This window comes from Parabacteroides sp. AF14-59 (assembly GCF_003479515.1).
Classification (GTDB): Bacteria; Bacteroidota; Bacteroidia; order Bacteroidales; family Tannerellaceae; genus Parabacteroides; species Parabacteroides faecis.
This window is the reverse complement of record NZ_QUHH01000001.1, coordinates 535,480-552,289: the sequence shown is the minus strand read 5'-3', so window position 1 is coordinate 552,289 and position 16,810 is coordinate 535,480. Positions and strand designations below refer to the sequence as shown.

General features: G+C 45.3%; 14 protein-coding genes. 11 read left to right on the top strand and 3 right to left on the bottom strand.

Annotated features, from left to right (window positions below; all coding sequences use genetic code 11):
- Nucleotides 1-19 precede the first annotated feature (19 nt).
- Complete coding sequence (locus DWW23_RS02175) at nt 20-1,756, bottom strand: SGNH/GDSL hydrolase family protein (protein WP_122351631.1); 1,737 nt, start codon at nt 1,754-1,756, stop codon at nt 20-22.
- Between the two features lie 125 nt (nt 1,757-1,881).
- Here DWW23_RS02175 and DWW23_RS02170 point away from each other — a divergent pair, with 125 nt between their 5' ends.
- Both DWW23_RS02170 and DWW23_RS02165 read left to right on the top strand, forming a co-directional pair.
- Nucleotides 1,882-3,873, top strand: coding sequence for a glycoside hydrolase family 97 protein (locus tag DWW23_RS02170; protein ID WP_122351630.1), 1,992 nt, complete (start codon nt 1,882-1,884; stop codon nt 3,871-3,873).
- 99 nt (nt 3,874-3,972) lie between these two features.
- Nucleotides 3,973-6,573 (top strand): glycoside hydrolase family 2 TIM barrel-domain containing protein, encoded by a 2,601-nt coding sequence (locus DWW23_RS02165; RefSeq protein ID WP_233564241.1) that lies wholly within the window; start codon nt 3,973-3,975, stop codon nt 6,571-6,573.
- 14 nt (nt 6,574-6,587) lie between these two features.
- On the opposite strand, the gene rimI is transcribed toward DWW23_RS02165, so the two are convergent.
- Nucleotides 6,588-7,046 (bottom strand): ribosomal protein S18-alanine N-acetyltransferase, encoded by a 459-nt coding sequence (rimI, locus tag DWW23_RS02160; RefSeq protein ID WP_122351628.1) that lies wholly within the window; start codon nt 7,044-7,046, stop codon nt 6,588-6,590.
- A 4-nt stretch (nt 7,047-7,050) separates the two neighbouring features.
- Nucleotides 7,051-8,523 carry a RimK family protein gene (locus DWW23_RS02155; protein ID WP_122351627.1) on the bottom strand — a complete coding sequence of 491 codons (1,473 nt, stop codon included), beginning with the start codon at nt 8,521-8,523 and terminating at the stop codon, nt 7,051-7,053.
- Nucleotides 8,524-8,781: 258 nt separating this feature from the next.
- Between DWW23_RS02155 and DWW23_RS02150 the strand changes: the two genes are divergently transcribed.
- From DWW23_RS02150 to DWW23_RS02115, 9 genes are all read left to right on the top strand, one after another.
- A complete protein-coding gene (locus tag DWW23_RS02150; protein ID WP_122351626.1) occupies nt 8,782-9,369 on the top strand; it encodes a protease inhibitor I42 family protein in 588 nt (195 codons plus the stop codon).
- A gap of 14 nt (nt 9,370-9,383) precedes the next feature.
- Complete coding sequence (locus DWW23_RS26915) at nt 9,384-9,518, top strand: hypothetical protein (protein WP_255419589.1); 135 nt, start codon at nt 9,384-9,386, stop codon at nt 9,516-9,518.
- Nucleotides 9,519-9,579: 61 nt separating this feature from the next.
- Entirely contained in the window at nt 9,580-10,170 is a 591-nt protein-coding gene (locus DWW23_RS02145) for an N-acetylmuramoyl-L-alanine amidase (protein ID WP_122351625.1), read from the top strand.
- Between the two features lie 114 nt (nt 10,171-10,284).
- On the top strand, nt 10,285-10,698 hold the full coding sequence (locus DWW23_RS02140; RefSeq protein WP_122351683.1) for a hypothetical protein: 414 nt from the start codon (nt 10,285-10,287) through the stop codon (nt 10,696-10,698).
- A 742-nt stretch (nt 10,699-11,440) separates the two neighbouring features.
- Nucleotides 11,441-11,878 carry a DUF5053 domain-containing protein gene (locus tag DWW23_RS02135; RefSeq protein WP_233564240.1) on the top strand — a complete coding sequence of 146 codons (438 nt, stop codon included), beginning with the start codon at nt 11,441-11,443 and terminating at the stop codon, nt 11,876-11,878.
- Between the two features lie 211 nt (nt 11,879-12,089).
- Nucleotides 12,090-13,067: a site-specific integrase gene (locus DWW23_RS02130; protein WP_158583147.1), complete on the top strand. Its 978-nt coding sequence runs from the start codon at nt 12,090-12,092 to the stop codon at nt 13,065-13,067.
- Between the two features lie 551 nt (nt 13,068-13,618).
- A complete protein-coding gene (locus DWW23_RS02125) occupies nt 13,619-14,956 on the top strand; it encodes a DUF3575 domain-containing protein (RefSeq protein ID WP_158583146.1) in 1,338 nt (445 codons plus the stop codon).
- A 26-nt stretch (nt 14,957-14,982) separates the two neighbouring features.
- Complete coding sequence (locus DWW23_RS02120) at nt 14,983-15,897, top strand: DUF5119 domain-containing protein (RefSeq protein ID WP_122351622.1); 915 nt, start codon at nt 14,983-14,985, stop codon at nt 15,895-15,897.
- Between the two features lie 21 nt (nt 15,898-15,918).
- The gene (locus DWW23_RS02115) at nt 15,919-16,809 is read left to right on the top strand and encodes a fimbrillin family protein (protein ID WP_122351621.1); all 891 of its coding nucleotides are present in this window, start codon (nt 15,919-15,921) and stop codon (nt 16,807-16,809) included.
- The last annotated feature ends 1 nt before the right edge of the window (nt 16,810 follow it).

Sequence of the window (16,810 nt, the reverse complement as noted above, 5' to 3'; positions counted from 1 at the left end):
TGTCTTTATATCTGTTGCTTTAATCCTCGGCTATTGTTTTAGCTATTAACTGATACCCTTTTTCATTCGGATGCAGGCCGTCGTTGAAAAGCGATTCGTCGATCTTGCCGGTGGGCAGGAGCAAGGTTGTTCCGACATCGCTGAACAGGCAGTTTTCCTCGTTCGCCATTGTGCGGATTTGCTGGTTGATGTTTTTCACCCAATTCTCGTGTTCCCGGCGGGGAAGGATACCGATCACTTTGACCGTCGCTTTTGGTTGGCGGTTACGGATAGCTGTGATGAGGAAACGCAGACCTTCTACAATATCTTTGTCCGGGCTGATTCCCATATTGTTCGTTCCGATCATCAGGACAACTTTATCCGCTTCATATCCATCCAACTCACCGTGGTAGATGCGCCAAAGTACGTTCTCTATACGGTCGTAACCGTATCCCAGATTCTGGAATCCGGCCGGTTCCATGATCTTCTTCCAGCTTTTCGCGCCGCTGCTTCTCGGTCCTGCCGGTTCTCCTCCCCAGAAATGAGTGATCGAGTTGCCGATGATGACGGCTTTGGGCGGGTTTTGCTCGATATGCTTCAATATGTCGCGGTGGCGGGTTTGCCATTCGTAATTGTTCGGTTCGCGACGTTGGGTGACAGGCTGGGTCGTCGGGCGGTCTCCTACCGGCAGCCGGAGGATGTCGCGTACTTTCTTTTCAACGGCTGTCGCCTGGTAGGTGGCTCCGAGGTCGGAAGGGTGTACGTAGTCAACCCAGGCATCGGGCGGATAGTTCAATTCTTCATGTGTCAGGTAATACAGGTCTTTGACACCTGCTTGCAACAAGGCTTCGTATCCTTTGCGTGAGGCGGCGTTCAGGCGGGTGTACGATTCGTATTGTCGCTGATCGCTGGGGGCGTTGCTGTAACCGGCATGTTCTACCAGGAGGATCGGGGCGTTCCGTTTTTCCCGGATCTGCTTTACGGCGGCGATCACCAGGTCTGTCACTTCCTGCTCGGTCTTTTGGGTGAGGTTAGGCAGGCAGTCGAGGATATAGATGCGGGCATCCTGTTCGATGACGTAATTCAATACGCCTTTTTCCAACTGCCCGTTACCGGAAAATCCCAGATTGACCAACGGATAGCCTAGGGCACGTTGCAGGATGTTCGCCCACGCCATAGCCGGACGTGAAGAGCAAGCGCCCTGTGCGATGGAAGTACCGTAAAGGACAACCGGCTTCTCCGGCGATTGGGGAATGAAAGTCAGTTCGGTTCCTTCCGGTGTGCCGATCTCCATCCACTTGATGCTATTATATAAAGGTAAGTAGAGTCTGTATTCAAACCCGCGGTTATGGAACTTGTCTTGTCCCAGGTTCGTATAGCTGTATCGGATTGTATCTCCGAATGAGTAGTTACCGAAACAGAAACTCCACTTGCCCTCGCTGTCGATGCTGTACAGGTCGAGCCCCGATACGCCGGTCGATTGCATGTGCGGCATAGCATACCCACCGCTTACCTGGTAACGTACGGTTATCTGGGGGGAGTTGCAATAAAAATGAATAGCCAGTCCGGCTGAGTTGCGGGAGAGGTTCCAAACCGGTTCCCTGACTTCGGCCTTTGCCCGGTCGGGTAGGCGTACATAGGTCTGTCCGATCTCATCGGGCCAACCCTGGTTCTGGATCACGGGAAAACCAGCGTCCATCGGATTCTGCCATTTCCATTCTGCCCCGGCAGAGAGGCATACCATACATAGAATAAAGATATTCAACAGTCTTTTCATAGGTCGATCTATTTATATACCATACTTTTTGACACAATATTGACAAAGATAGTACAATTTTAGAAATTTTATTTTCGTTTATTCACGTATATTTGCCCCTGTTAAAAATAAAAAACATAGATACCATGAAAGTACAAGTACTGCTTACTTTCCTGTTGTTGGGAAGCATGCCTTTATTGGCGCAGAAAAGTTATCAGTTGCAGTCGCCCGACAGGAAACTGCAAACAGTAGTGACAGTTGGAGATAATGTAGAGTTCTCGTTGAACCATGACGGGACGGAGGTGTTGGCTCCTTCTGCTATATCCATGACCTTACAGACCGGAGAGGTGCTGGGGGGCAACAGTCCTAAAGTTTCGAAAGTGACGAAAGGTTCCGTCGATAAGTCGATCCCCTCACCATTCTATAAGAAATCGGAAGTAAGCGATATATATAATGAGATGACGATCGCTTTCCGCGGCGATTACAGTATCGTGTTCCGCCTGTATAACGACGGGATGGCGTATCGTTTCGTGACGAAGAAAAAAGGAGATATGATCGTGAAAGATGAGGAGGCATCCTACAACTTCTCTACCGACCATAAGACCTTCGCCGCTTATGTGAACAGCACCAAGCCGACGTTTGAAGAGCAATTTTCCAATTCGTTCGAACAGCCTTATTACAACGAACCGATCACGAAGCTGAACGACAAGCGCCTGATGATCCTGCCGTTCCTGGTCGATTTGGGAAATGGAAAGAAAGTTTGTATCACAGAGGCCGACCTTGAAAGTTATCCGGGTATGTTCCTGAATAACACGACGGACAAGCCTTCTCTGAAATCTGTCCATGCTCCGTATCCGAAGGTGAAACAGCAAGGCGGACATAATCAGTTGCAGATGCTGGTAAAGGAACGCGAGAATTATATAGCAAAGACAAAAGGAAACCGTTCTTTCCCCTGGCGTGTGTTCGTTGTTTCGGACAATGACAAGCAGTTGGCCGATTGCGATATGGTATATCGCCTGGCTGCCCCGTCTCGTGTAAAGGATATCTCCTGGATCAAACCGGGTAAGGTTGCCTGGGATTGGTGGAACGACTGGAATATTTCCGGAGTCGATTTCCGTGCCGGTATCAATAACGAAACTTATAAATATTATATCGATTTCGCTGCCGATCATGGCATCGAATATGTGATCCTCGATGAGGGATGGGCTGTAAACCTGAAAGCTGATTTATTGCAGGTGATCCCGGAAATCAATTTGGAAGAAATTGTATCGTATGCTAAATCGAAGAATGTGGATATTATCCTCTGGGCCGGTTATTATGCTTTCGACCGCGATATGGAAAATGTGGTGAAACGATATGCCGATATGGGGGTGAAAGGTTTCAAAGTAGACTTTATGGATCGTGACGATCAGGAAATAATAGACTTCCTATATCGTGCGGCGGAGACTTGTGCGCGTTATAATATGTTGGTCGACTTCCACGGGATCTGTAAACCGACAGGGTTGCAGCGCACGTATCCGAACGTGATCAATTATGAGGGTGTGAACGGCCTGGAACAGTTGAAGTGGTCGCCCGAATCATACGATATGGTTACTTACGATGTGACTTTCCCGTTCATCCGTATGGTGGCCGGCCCGGTAGATTATACACAAGGGGCTATGCGTAATGCGATCCGCCAAAACTACCGTCCGGTTTATTCCGAACCGATGAGTCAGGGGACACGTTGCCGCCAGTTGGCTACTTATGTGATCTTCGAATCGCCTCTGAATATGCTGTGCGACAATCCGACGAATTATATGCGTGAAAAAGAATGTACGGAATTTATAGCAGCTATCCCCACCGTATGGGAAGAAACCCAGGTGCTCGATGCAAAAGTGTCCGAATATATAGCAATGGCTCGCAAACATGGCGACAACTGGTACGTCGGTGCCCTCACCAACTGGGAACCGCGTGAGCTGGAGCTGGATCTTTCTTTTCTGGGTGACGGCGATTACAAGCTGGAACTGTTTAAAGACGGTATCAATGCTGACCGTGCTGCCAGCGATTACAAAAAAGAAATCATACCTGTCCCGGCTGATCGTAAGTTGAAGATTAAGATGGCTCCGGGCGGAGGGTATGCTGCCAAAATCTGTAAATAATAGTATCCGTTAGATCTTAGTATAAATAGAAGGGGAACAGCAGGTAAATGCTATTCTCCTTCTGTTCTGTTTTTTTTCGCCATTAATATTAAAGTACTTATGAATAAAAAAACTCTCGTAACGATTATTTTCTTCTTGCAGATTATGATCTGCTGGAATCTGAATGCTGCCCCTGTGCGCCAACAGATCAATTTGAACCGCGGCTGGCTCTTTACTTTAGGCGATGTGGAAGGGGCAGAACAAACCTCCTTTTCCGATCAAAGTTGGGAACAAGTGAATCTTCCTCACTCATTTTCTCTTCCTTACTTCATGTGGAAGAGCGTATACAATGGGTATGGCTGGTACCGGAAGACGATTGAAATGCCGGCAGCATGGAAGGGTAAACAAGTATCGGTTGAATTTGAAGGCATATTTATTCAAAGCGAAGTTTTCCTGAACGGGCAGCGGGTAGGAGAGCATACCGGAGGATATACCGGTTTCTGCTATGACCTGACACCTTTCCTGAAACCCGGAAAAAATATCTTAGCGGTCCGTGTCAACAATCTCTGGAAGCCGGATGTGGCACCACGTGCCGGCGATCACCAGTTTAGCGGAGGTATCTACCGCGATGTGTATTTACATATAACGGATCCTTTGCATGTCGCCTGGTGCGGAACGTTCATCACAACACCGGAAGTGTCGAAATCGTCTGCCTCTTTTAGGGCAGAGACAGAAATAAGAAATGACCATGCCCGTCCGCAACAGTTTACGATCCGGACAGAGATCGTTTCACCCAAGGGTAAAATTGTTTCAAAAGCAGAAACAAAAGAAACGCTTGAAGCCGGCAGTTCCCGAATATACACTCAGTATCCGGCAAGTATCGCCGACCCGGCTCTCTGGCATCCGGATAGTCCGAACCTTTATAAAGCGGTGACAACGATTCAGCAGGGGAATAAAGTGACCGACCGGAAAGAAACCGTTTTCGGTATCCGTTGGTTCGAATGGACAGCAGACAAAGGGTTCTTTCTTAACGGCGAACATTTTTACCTGTTGGGGGCAAACGTCCATCAGGATCATGCCGGCTGGGGAGATGCCGTAACAAATGCCGGTTTCCGTCGGGATATACAGATGATGAAGGATTGTGGTTTCAATACGATCCGCGGATCACATTATCCGCACGACCCTTCATTTGCACAGGCTTGTGATGAGATCGGCATACTGTTCTTCCCGGAGAATGCTTTCTGGGGTATGGGAGGCGGTTCGGGCGACCGTGACGGTTGGGGGACTCCTTCGTCCGGTTGTTATCCTCCGAATCCGGAAGACCAGGATCGTTTCGACCGGAGTGTGTTGTACCAGTTGAAAGAGCTGATCCGAATCAACCGGAATAGTCCTTCTATTACGGCATGGAGTATGAGTAATGAACCTTTCTTTACGGATGCATCCACCAATGAACGGATGAAGCAATTGCTGAACAAGGCAACCGACAGTACGCATGTTTGGGATCCGACGCGCCTGGTCGCTATCGGCGGTAGCCAGCGTAAAGGCGTAGATAAACTAGGGAAGAACCAGATCGCTTTTTATAATGGCGACGGGGCGGGTTTCCTGAATCCCGGTGTACCTAGTATGGTTTCTGAATATGGTAGTGTAACGACACATCGTCCGGGTACATTCGAACCGGGATGGGCAGACCTGAAAGATGGCTTTAACCGTCCGGTATGGCGTGGAGGGCAAGTGATCTGGTGTGGCTTCGATCACGGGACAGTCGGTGGAACCGGTCTGGCTATTATGGGATTAGTGGATTATTTCCGTATCCCGAAGCGTTCCTGGTACTGGTATCGGGAGGCTTATGCCAAAGGAAACAGGAACCCGGTTGAACCGCAATGGCCTGAATCGGGTATTCCTGCAAAGATCGGTTTGTCTGCGGATAAGACAACGATCGCTGCTCCCGATGGGACAGATGATGTTCATATCCTGATCACTTTGTTGGATGCAAGCGGCAAACCGGTTAGTAATGAGATCCCCGTTAAGCTATCCATCCTGTCCGGTCCGGGCGAATTTCCAACAGGTTCGTCCATTCAGTTTATGCCTCCTTCAGAAGAGGAAGCCTCCGATATTACGATCCGTGACGGAAAGGCTGCAATCGAGTTCCGTAGTTACTATGCCGGAACGACCGTCGTCGAAGCGTCTGCTGAAGGGCTACCGGTGTCTACCCTCACTATCCGGACATTAGGACAGCCAACCTGGGAGTCGGCCGGTCGTCCGAAAGTGGCAGACCGTCCTTATAAACGCTATATTGCCCCGAAGAAAGAAGAACCTGTAAATGAGTTGTTATTGGCGGTTAACCGTCCTTCTTTTGTCAGTTCGACAGCGGAACTTTCTTCCCGCACTTTATCAAATGACGGTGACGACCAGACCGCCTGGTTTGCCGACCCCTCAGATAAGGCTGCCTGGTGGAAGCTCGATCTGGAAGCCTCCTATGATCTGAACGCGATCGAACTGGTCTTCCCGACAGTAGATATACATCAATACGTCATTGAAGTATCTTCCGATAACCAATCATGGATAACCGTATCCGACCAGCGCACCAGCAATAAGAGAGAAAAGAAGCAGCGTATAGATGGTGACCTCGGAAAGAATATCCGCTTTGTCCGCATCAGTTTTATCTCCGGAAATGCCGGATTGTCCGAAGTTAAGGTAGGGGGGAACCCGACGAATTTGTAGTTTTAATCAAACGCTTAGGAGTAAATAAGCTTATACATATAATAAGCATTCGAACCATCCGCGTAATAATTATTGATTATGCGGATGTGTTCGAATCCGTTTTTTAGGTAAAGGCCGATGGCGGCTTCGTTAGTCACATTTACTTCCAACGTAATTTTTTTGAGTTGATACGACCGGGCAAATCCGATCGCTTTTTCCATCAGTAGCTGTCCTAACTTCCTGCCTCTGGTATCCGGATGAACGGCTATGGAATAAATACGTAGGTTATGAGTATGGGCATTCGATATCAACGAACTGTATGCAATCACTTTTCCCTTATCCGTAACAACATAAAAGATCCCTTTTGCCTGGGTAATAAGGTATAAGAGCTGTCTCCTTGAAAAACTGTCCGCACCGAAGCAAACGGTTTCAATCTCCAGTATCGAATCGAGATCCGAACGGACTGCCTGCCTGATTTCCAACTCCTTTTCCATCCGGTTAAAAATGTTTCATATCCAGTGTCCGCCCGAAATGATTCAGTATACGGTAATACAAGTCGTCTCCCAGTACGGCATCTTCAATCCCGTGATCGATACTCGGATTATCGTTGATCTCGATAACCATAGCCCGGTCGTTAACCATCTTCATATCTACTCCATAAAGCCCTTTCCCGATCAGGGAAGCTGCCTTGACCGCCGTATCGAGTACTTTACGGGGAACCTGATAAATGGGAATGGTATCGACCAGTCCGCACCGGCTTCTTCCCGAATCGTAATGGCAATAAATCTGCCAATGTCCTTTTGCCATATAATATTTGCAGGCAAACAACGGTTCTCCGTTCAGGATACCGATTCGCCAGTCGAATTCAGTCGGTGTAAATTCTTGTGCCAGAAGGATCGACGATTTATCGAAAAGCAGATTGAGTGCCGCTTTCAGTTCTGTCTCATTGGTTACTTTCTTCATTCCGAAAGAGAACGAGCCGTCTGGAATTTTCAGGATGAAAGGAGAACCTAGTTGCTCGCTGATCTGTTCGAATGTATTTTCATTCGACTTAAAGATTAACATAGACAGCGGAGCCGGTATCTTTTCTTTCTCAAATAATTCGTTCAGGTAGACCTTGTTGGTACACCGGATGATAGATAATGGATCATCGATCACCACCATCCCGTTTTGCTTCGCCAGTTGTGACAGGCGGAAAGTATAATGGTTCAGCGACGTAGTGGTTCGGATAAACAGAGCGTCGAACTCCATTAACCGAGTAGCATCTTCTTCGGTAATCAGTTCGGCATGTATATCCATCTTTTTAGCAACATCCAGCAATTTGTTCAAAGCTTGTTTGTTGCTGGGTGGAAACTTTTCTTCCGGGTCGTATAATACAGCCATGCTATACCGTGCTGATTTGACGGATTGCGGAGCACGCCATACTTTTTTGTTGAAACGGTCCAGCGCATCGGCAAAGAAACTTTGTTCGTCATCGTTCAACTGTTCCAGCGAAAGGAACTGGATCGTTTCGATTTGATTCTTTTGGCGGGTATTCAAACTGACTCTTAGTAGCGGGGCCGGGTAGTTCTCAAAGATAAAACGGGCTATTTTTTCCAACCCTTTCTCTTTGCATGTACCGAAATAGATATCCAGGTTCCAGATGTCTTCGGTGATATCATTTTTCTGTATCCACTGATAACAGAGCTTTTGTAAGTTCCGGTCCATACGGACACCGGCTCCGGCTTCCACCTTGTTAATGATATCTACTCCGGGAATCACTTTGTGTCCCCTGGTTTGGGCTAGTAGCGAACAGTAATATCCTTCGGAATTATAACTGTAATCGTTACTCAGGTTGATGACAAACTTATTCCCCTTTTCTTTCTGGAGAGATTTGTTCTTCAAATAATCGGAAACGGTTAAGATACTGCTTGTCTTATAATACGGTTTCCAATCATTCAGGCTGTCTAATAAAATTAGCACGTTATTCATGTCGAATATAATAAGTGCGCAAAAGTAGCTAAATAAATGAATCGGCGATATGAATAATCATTAATTATTGAGTTTTGCTGATGTGACAATCTGACGTCTTGAGGGTGACATCTCTTTTGTCTTATGACAATGCTCCTGTTGTCACTTCTTAAGGGTTGAATTTCTTTGTGCGTATTAAAATTTACCATTCCTTTGCCAGTAAAGATAGGATGGTTTAAGGGCTGTCTTATTATAATTTGAATCTTAAATTTTATAAGCATGGAAGAAAAAGAAAATTCACAAGGTAGAAGTTTGAAATTGTATGAGACCTTTACAGTAGAACGTGAAGTTAATTTTAATACAGGCGAGAACTGTTTTCTATCACGTTTGGAAGGTGGTTTGATCTTATTGGATGAAGATGCAATAGAACCGGATGCAGAGTTGCTCGGTGCACCGGGAAAAAAAGTGTTTGTTTTTAAAGCAGTAGCTCCCGGGAAAGCTCTTTATCAGTTGGCTCAGACACATGTATCGGAAGCAGGTGTTCTTTACGAACAGATTCAACCTGTTGAAATAGAGGACGACCATATCGACCGGAAGTCAGGAGGTTGGACAGATCATCACGAATTGTTGCCGGAAGAGATGGCAGTCTTTCAGGAAGCGATGCGTGGAGTTGTCGGAGTTCAATATACACCTGTATCGGTAGCTGTTCAGATTGTGGAAGGTGTAAATTATCGTTATGTCTGTAAGTCAGTAACTGCAACGAATCCTCCTCGGGAATCCTATGCAATGGTATATGTTCATCAGGCTTTGCCTTGCTATGGTGGTGAAGTGATGATCACTAAAATTGTTCCGTTTTTGAGAGATTAATAATAAAGACAATTATGCAGGAAGTAAATAGAATTGCATGTGTAAATGCAGCAGGTTTTATACAGGAATTTCGTGTAATTTGGGATGCTGTTGCTACTTACCGTACAAAGGGTACAACGTTGTTTTTTGAAATAGGATTGGAAGGCTAATCATTTTATTCATAAAAGGAGCTGGTGATTTATTTAGTAGCTCCTTTTAACTTTTTATTTTATGAAGATATTGATCGATAATGGGCATGGTATAGAAACTCCGGGCAAACGTTCTCCGGAATGGCCGAATGAAAGCAGACGTTTGTTTGAATGGGAATTTAATCGGGATATTGCAAGGCGGGTACATGAAACACTAACTCAAAAAGATATAGATTGTGAGCTGATAGTAAAGGAAATTAATGATGTCTCACTCCAGGAACGCTGTAACCGGGTAAATACTATTTCCAATCAGGTTGGAAAGACAAACTGCATGCTTGTTTCTATTCATGCTAATGCAGGAGGTGGAACAGGATGGGAAGTCTTTTATACCCGTGATGCCATGACTTCTCAAAAAATCGCTTCGGTCTTTTCAGAAGAAGTAACATCCCGGCATGACACGGATTTCCCTTTCAGGAACAGAGGTTTGAAATATGATCCTTTGTTCATTCTAAAGCATACCAATTGTCCGGCTATTCTTACTGAAAATCTATTTATGGATACCTGGGACGATTTTTTGTTTCTTTGTTCGGAAAAGGGAAGAGCGATAATTGCCGATATACATGTACAGGCTATTTTAAAATACCTCAAAACAATTTTAATACCAGAAGAATAATAAATTTGGATAAGAGTCCGGATACACATTATTCATATCCTGTTGTCAAACATCCCGATTTTTATGGTTGGGATGTTAAAATGCCTACTTTTGTTGAAACATAAATATATAATAATGGAAATAGATGAATTGAATGCAGAAATAGAAAAGATGGAAAAGTCTATTGCTAATGCAAATAAGAAAGTAAAATTATGTGAAAAGAAGAAAACAAAGCTTCTGCAAGAAGTTTATAATAACAAGTATTTACGGCTTTCAGAATTACAGGTTTGTTATGTAAGAGAAATATGCCGTTTGGATCTTTATGGGTGGGATGTTATTGATTTTAAAGGCTTTTATGTTGGGTTTAGTAATGGCATATTTGAATATGAAAATTCAGATGAATACACAAACAGAGGAGATGATTTTTGTGAAATAATAATAGAGGATGAACCGGAGATAATTACTGAAGAAGAATTTTGTGATATACTTAAAATGATACATAATAAGTTGAATGAAAAGTTGTTTTCTAAATTTGCAAAGCCTGAGTAGATGGAGTATTATAACTTTATAATCGAAATGTCATTATGTTATTTTTCCTTTAGTTTCTTTGCATTGTGAGTCTCTATCTCCAGTTCGCCGGTGAAATATGGGACTGTACAGAAGTTAAGGATTATCTTTTTGGATACAAGTTTTCTAATGAGATGGAAAAATGATTGTCGGGCTGCATTTATCTGTACGGATAGGTGTAGCCTGAATTATTTTTATACTGTTTTATATATCGAAATGTAAAATGGAAGTCGAACTGTCAGAAGAGGCTTTTGGAAGAAAAATAACTGCTAATCAGGAAAAAACACAATCTTTTTGTCCCATATCAAGTTATGCTTTCTTTTCTTTTAGCCTCATTTCATTTATCTGCACGGATTGTTTCAGCTGGCTGCCCGGATTATTGTAGCTACCCGGGCTGTTTGTCACGATGATCCGTACGGATGGTGGTGACTACCTGCCGGGTAGTGAAGGTGATCTGCTCGGGTGGTGGCAACTATTTGGCCGGGGATGATCAGATGTTGATCTGTTTGTTCTTTTTTGTAAGATATTGATGTTGGCAGAGAAGTTAAAAAGCTTTCATTTTGTTTGTGTTTTTCAGATATTACTATCTTTTATTTGTGCTATTAATTGCTCTGCTCATGGTAAGAAGAGTGGTTTTAGTTATTTAACCAATAAAAATTTCTTATTGCTTGTTTAATATACATATGTATATTATCTTTGTGGTGTCAGTTAAAAAGGAGATTATATGGCTAATTATGAAGAGTTAAAAAAAGAGTTCCTTTCACAACGAGCAGAGTTTAGTCAATGTGAAGAGGCTGATCAGGGTGTTTTCCAAGAGCGTATCAGGCAATATTTAGCTACAAAAACGCCGGAAGAGACTCAGATGTTAGCTGATATCATGCTGGAATGTGTGAATGAAGATATTGAAAAGGCTGATAATTTAATCCATGAAGCTCGTCTAAGAAAAGTACTGTCAAAAGTTTATGATGCAGTTTCCTGGTCTTATATAGCTAAAGCTTATTTTGGAAAGAGCCGTTCCTGGTTAAATCAGCGTTTGAATAGTTTCATTGTAAATGGAAAAGAAGCTCAATTTACTCCGGAGGAATTAAAACAATTACAAAAGGCTCTGCTGGACCTTAGTGGAGATATAAAGAATACCGCTCTTGAATTGGGCGTTCATTGATAACTGACATTATCAATCAGGAGAAGGCTTGGCAGTTTGCCAGGCCTTTTTTGTCATCGTGTAAACTTTACCGTCGTAAACTTTACGGTGGTAAAGAATGGTGCGACATTTGCAAAGATACCAGTTTTAATAATAAATCAAATCATCTCTTTATGTTATTTTGTTTACTAAACTCACTTGAGTGATTATCAATTAGTAAATAATAATGTATATGAGAAGAGACAACGAGCAGAGTGTAAGCAGGTGGCAGAAAGTGGAAGTACTGCAGTTTATGCAAGGGAGAATAACCCGTCTGGAAGATGGGGGGAAGAAGAGTACGGCGCATAATTATAGGAGTGCGCTTAATTCGTTCCAGCGTTTTTTATGTGGAAAGATAGTGTATGCGGACGGGGTGGATGGGAAACTGATGACGGCATATGAACATTGGCTACAAGAAGAAAAGCCGGGAAGGAAGAAGCTGGGGGAGAATAGTTCTTCTTTTTATCTTCGCCATCTGCGGACTATATGGCATGAAATGGTGACGGCAGGGATGGTCGACCGGGGAAACGAAGATCCTTTTAAAAATGTTTTTACCGGTGTGAAAAAAACGGCTAAACGGGCTGTGCCTGAAGCTAGTATTACCCGGTTGGAAAAGGCGGTGACCCGGTTATCCCCTAATCTGGCATTTACCCTTTCGATGTTTTTGTTCAGTTATTATACGAGAGGCATGTCTTTTGTGGACCTTGCCCATCTGAAAAAGACGGATATACAAGGGGGAGTACTTACCTATACGAGAAGGAAAACCGGTAAGGTTCTGCATATAGAGCTACTGCCGGAGATGATAATGATCATTCGACGGTATGCCCCGGATGTGAAAGACAGTCCTTACCTGTTTCCTATTCTGAAAGCGGACGGTGAAGGATATGAGAGTGCCTTGAGGCTGCAAAACAAACGCCTAAACCGTATCTCCGGGATTTTGGAACTGAATGTAAAGTTAACAACACATGTAGCGCGCCATTCCTGGGCAACGGTTGCACGAGACAAAGGCGTAGATATCGAAATCATTTGTGATGCGCTGGGACATTCTTCTATTTTGGTAACCCGTATTTATCTGGCAGAACTGAATAATTCTGTGATCAATAAAGCCAACCGGATTGTATTAAAAAGAAAACAGGAACGAAAAATAAAAAGATATGGATCAGCAGGATAGACTTAGAAGCTGGTTCTGTTTCTTGGTAAGAAACGGAACATTGATAATCAATGATAGTATTACACTGCAAAAATAATAACTTTATTTCTTATAACAGTTATGAAAACCCAAAATTTTGCAAGAGAAACCCTGAATATTATACTCTCCTTATTTTCAAAGAGTAAATATTACGAAATAGGGCATAGGCATTCTTGTTATTTATACTAATCTATCAGCTCTCTTGCAAATTTCAAAGTATCAGTTGTTTATGGTGGTTTTCTTAAATAATATTTTCCTTTTCTTTCTTCTTTTTTGGCTCATCTTATTGTCTTTTTATGGCGGAAGTATTTTAGTGAGGATAACTTTCCGGACATATCAGTTTTTCTTGCGTTTCAAAAACTTTCATGATCTAAAAAGGAAAAAAGCTGACGTAAAGAATGGTCCATATTGTATTCTACAACTATAAAGAATACTTCTGTGATGTTGTTAATGTATTGCATACCATTTGTTTACGTCCGGTCTTTCGCTCATGTTCCGTTTCTTACCAAGAAACAGAACAGATACAGGAAGTTATGAAAAGAGTTTTGTACATATTATCTATCATGCTCCTCATGCTGAACGGTAATGCTCTTTGGGCACAGGATTTTCAACAGGCGGACGCTTATGTCTATTCTTTTCCCGAAGCGGAAAATCGTTTACTGGCTGACTATGCGGATAATGCCGGCGAACTCCAGCGGATGGCAGAGCAGTTGAGGCAAAACCGGATTGCTCTATTGGAAGGGACTTCCCATCTATTGATCGTGGTCCACCTGGCTTCCTGGCAATATATGGAAACGGAGGCAGTCAACGAAGCCTCGATACGTGCCGCCCGTATCCGTAACTATCTGAAGACAAAATTGAAATTACCTCACGAATGTATCGTATTCTATATCGACCGTAGCGGACTGGATCGGGATCAGGTACATCTTTATTATCTGGATAGCCCTGTCCCCTGGTTTGCCAACCAGGAAATCTGTTACAGCGAAAGCCGTTATTCGCGGAGCATGGAAGAGGCTGTCGGGAAATATGGAGCGATCCCTTTTGTGGAACAGTATAAACGGATGTCGGGAGAACAAAAAGAACGCATTGTCTATATGATATGCGATGCATTGTTTGACAAGGATGAAGTCAGCGATTACCGGCTGCTGATCTCGAAAAAGACGTCCCTTTCCCAAACGGTGAAACCGAAAAAACAGGTAGAACGTCCTCATGAAAAAGAGGTGATGCCTGAAGAAGTGAAGCCGGAGACGGCTCACGCGACGGTTGTTACGACAAGCTTTTCCGGTGCGCGCCCTTTCAATCTTTCGATAAAGACGAACCTGCTTCCCTGGTGTACGCTGGCTCCGTCGGTGATGTTGGGGAATGGGCCGGTCGAATTTAACAAGGGAAGCTTTATGCCTAATCTGGAGTTGGAATATTGCTTCGGGGAATGCTGGTCGGTAGATGCCTCTTTTCTTTATTCCTATTATACTTACAACGGCAATCCGGATAATCTTTGGGGCGTTTCATCCGTGACGCTGGAACCGCGTTTCTGGCTGAAGGGAGACGGGCGTTTCCGTTGGTTATGGGTCGGGGCGTTCGGGCAGTATGGCGATTTTGATGTACGGGGGGAGAAGATCAGTTCCGACGGTCTTTATGGCCGTACGGGTAAGTTCGCTTCGGGAGGGCTGGCAATAGGGTGTATGATTCCGTTAGGAGCCGGTTTCTGTATGGAGGCGGCTTTACAGGGTGGCTACCGTTCGGTATTCGGTGGAGAGAAATACCGGTATGACAAGGTGGACGATAAGAATTATCAGGAAAGCCTGTTCAATGCAACGGGGATGATGATTGGGTTCAGGCTCAGTATAGTGTACAGGATAGGGATTTGGTAATTGAGAATTGAAAATTGAAAATTAAGATGGGGAAGAGGCACAAGATAAGGGATTATGCGGGGGGGCTGTTGATTGGTTTGCTATTTACAGCCTGTACCTCCCTGACGACTGACAAGGACTGGACGAGGAACGGCAAAATCCGTTTAGTGCTGGACTGGGGTATACGTGCCCCGCGTACAGGTGTTTTCGATTATTATTTCTATGCCGATGGTAACTCGGTTCCCCTGGTCCGTCGTGGCGATGCTTCAGGTTATGAGGGTACCATTCCGCAGGGTCATTACGGGGTCGTGGTCTGTAATCCGGATGGCATTAATCTGGACCTGTCGATGAATAAGGGATATGCAGAAGCCCGTGCGGCAGCCCGTTCTTCTGTCTCTTCCAAAGGAACTGTCGGTGTGATCAGCCAGCCCGGCAACCTGTACGGAACGGGAGAGAAAGAGGTGATTGCCACTGCCACTGTCGGTAAAACCGTTGTGCTGACTCCTGTCTGCCTGATTAAGGAGGTGATACTGAATATCCGTATCGAGGGGGGCGGTGAAGTATCTGTGGTGAGCGGCGAGTTGAGCGGTATTTCTCCCGAAGTCTGTATACCGACCGGCAAACCGTGTGAAGGAAAGTATGCCTCGGTCTGCTTTCCGGCTGAGGCTGCCGGTATAAACCGTTATACGGCTACCCTATCTTTGTTCGGTATTCGTCTGGAAGAAGCCGGAACTTCAGTTCCAGCCTGTCTCTCGCTGACGATAGAGCAAAAAGACGGACAATCGTTCGTCTCGCATACGGATGTGACCGACCAGATGAATGAGGCGCTGACCAACGGTTTGGCGACCCGTATTGAACTCGATCTGACCGTCCGTCCGCTGGAAACAGGCGGTTATACCATAGAGCTTACCGCTTGGCGCCAAGGAACGGCAGAGACGGAGGGGACAGCCGGTACTGAATAAAAAACAGGAAAAGAGAAAGACATGAAAAAGGAATATAGGGTAAATAAATGGTGGATGGCTGGGTTGCTTACCGCGTTCTTGTGGGGCTGCGAGAACCTGAAAGTGCCTGAACCGGCGGAGGACACGAACGGGATACGCCTGCTTACGGGCAACTCTCTGTCGGCGTTCGATGATGGGCTACTGGCTTTTGCCGCCGGGAAAGCGTCGGGTACGTATGATGAGGTCTGGGAGGCACACGGGACGGCGGCGGGAGAGGCTGTCCTGTTGCAGTCGCACGATTATCCGTCAGACGGCAGCCGTCTTTACCTCCGGGGCTATTATCCTTCGGCGGAGCCGGGCAGTAACGGAGTTGTCTACCGACTGGACGGTAGCCGGGATTTGCTTGTCAGCAATGAACAATACGGTTCGCTTGCCGACATGTTCTGGCAGACGGGCAAGCGGTTTACTTTCCGCCATTTATTGACGCAACTGAATATCCGCGTCCGTGTGTCGGAGGGTTATCCGGCTGATGCCCGTTTGGTGAGGATGCAGATAGGCGGAAGCCATCCGGATGTATTACTCGATTTGAAGAAAGGCACGTTGTTGGCGATGGGTGAACCGGCGGTTTTAACCGTTTGGGAGTCGGATGGTACAGACGTTTGGCTGTCGGAAGCTTATCCCGATACGCCGGTTGCAACGACCCTGCTGGAGGCAGCTGTCCCGCTGACATTTTACGCAACCGTCGCCCTTCCCGACGGGAGCAGTCTGGCTTATGAGGCTCTGCCGGTTCGTTTCGGGGAGGCGGGGGGCATGGCGCAGGCCGGCACTTCCTATACCCTTTCGGTCACGTTGGATGCAGAGAAAGAAAAATTATCCGTTGCCACAGCCGTTACCGGCTGGACGGAGAAAGAAGGAGGAGTAGTGGAACTTTAAG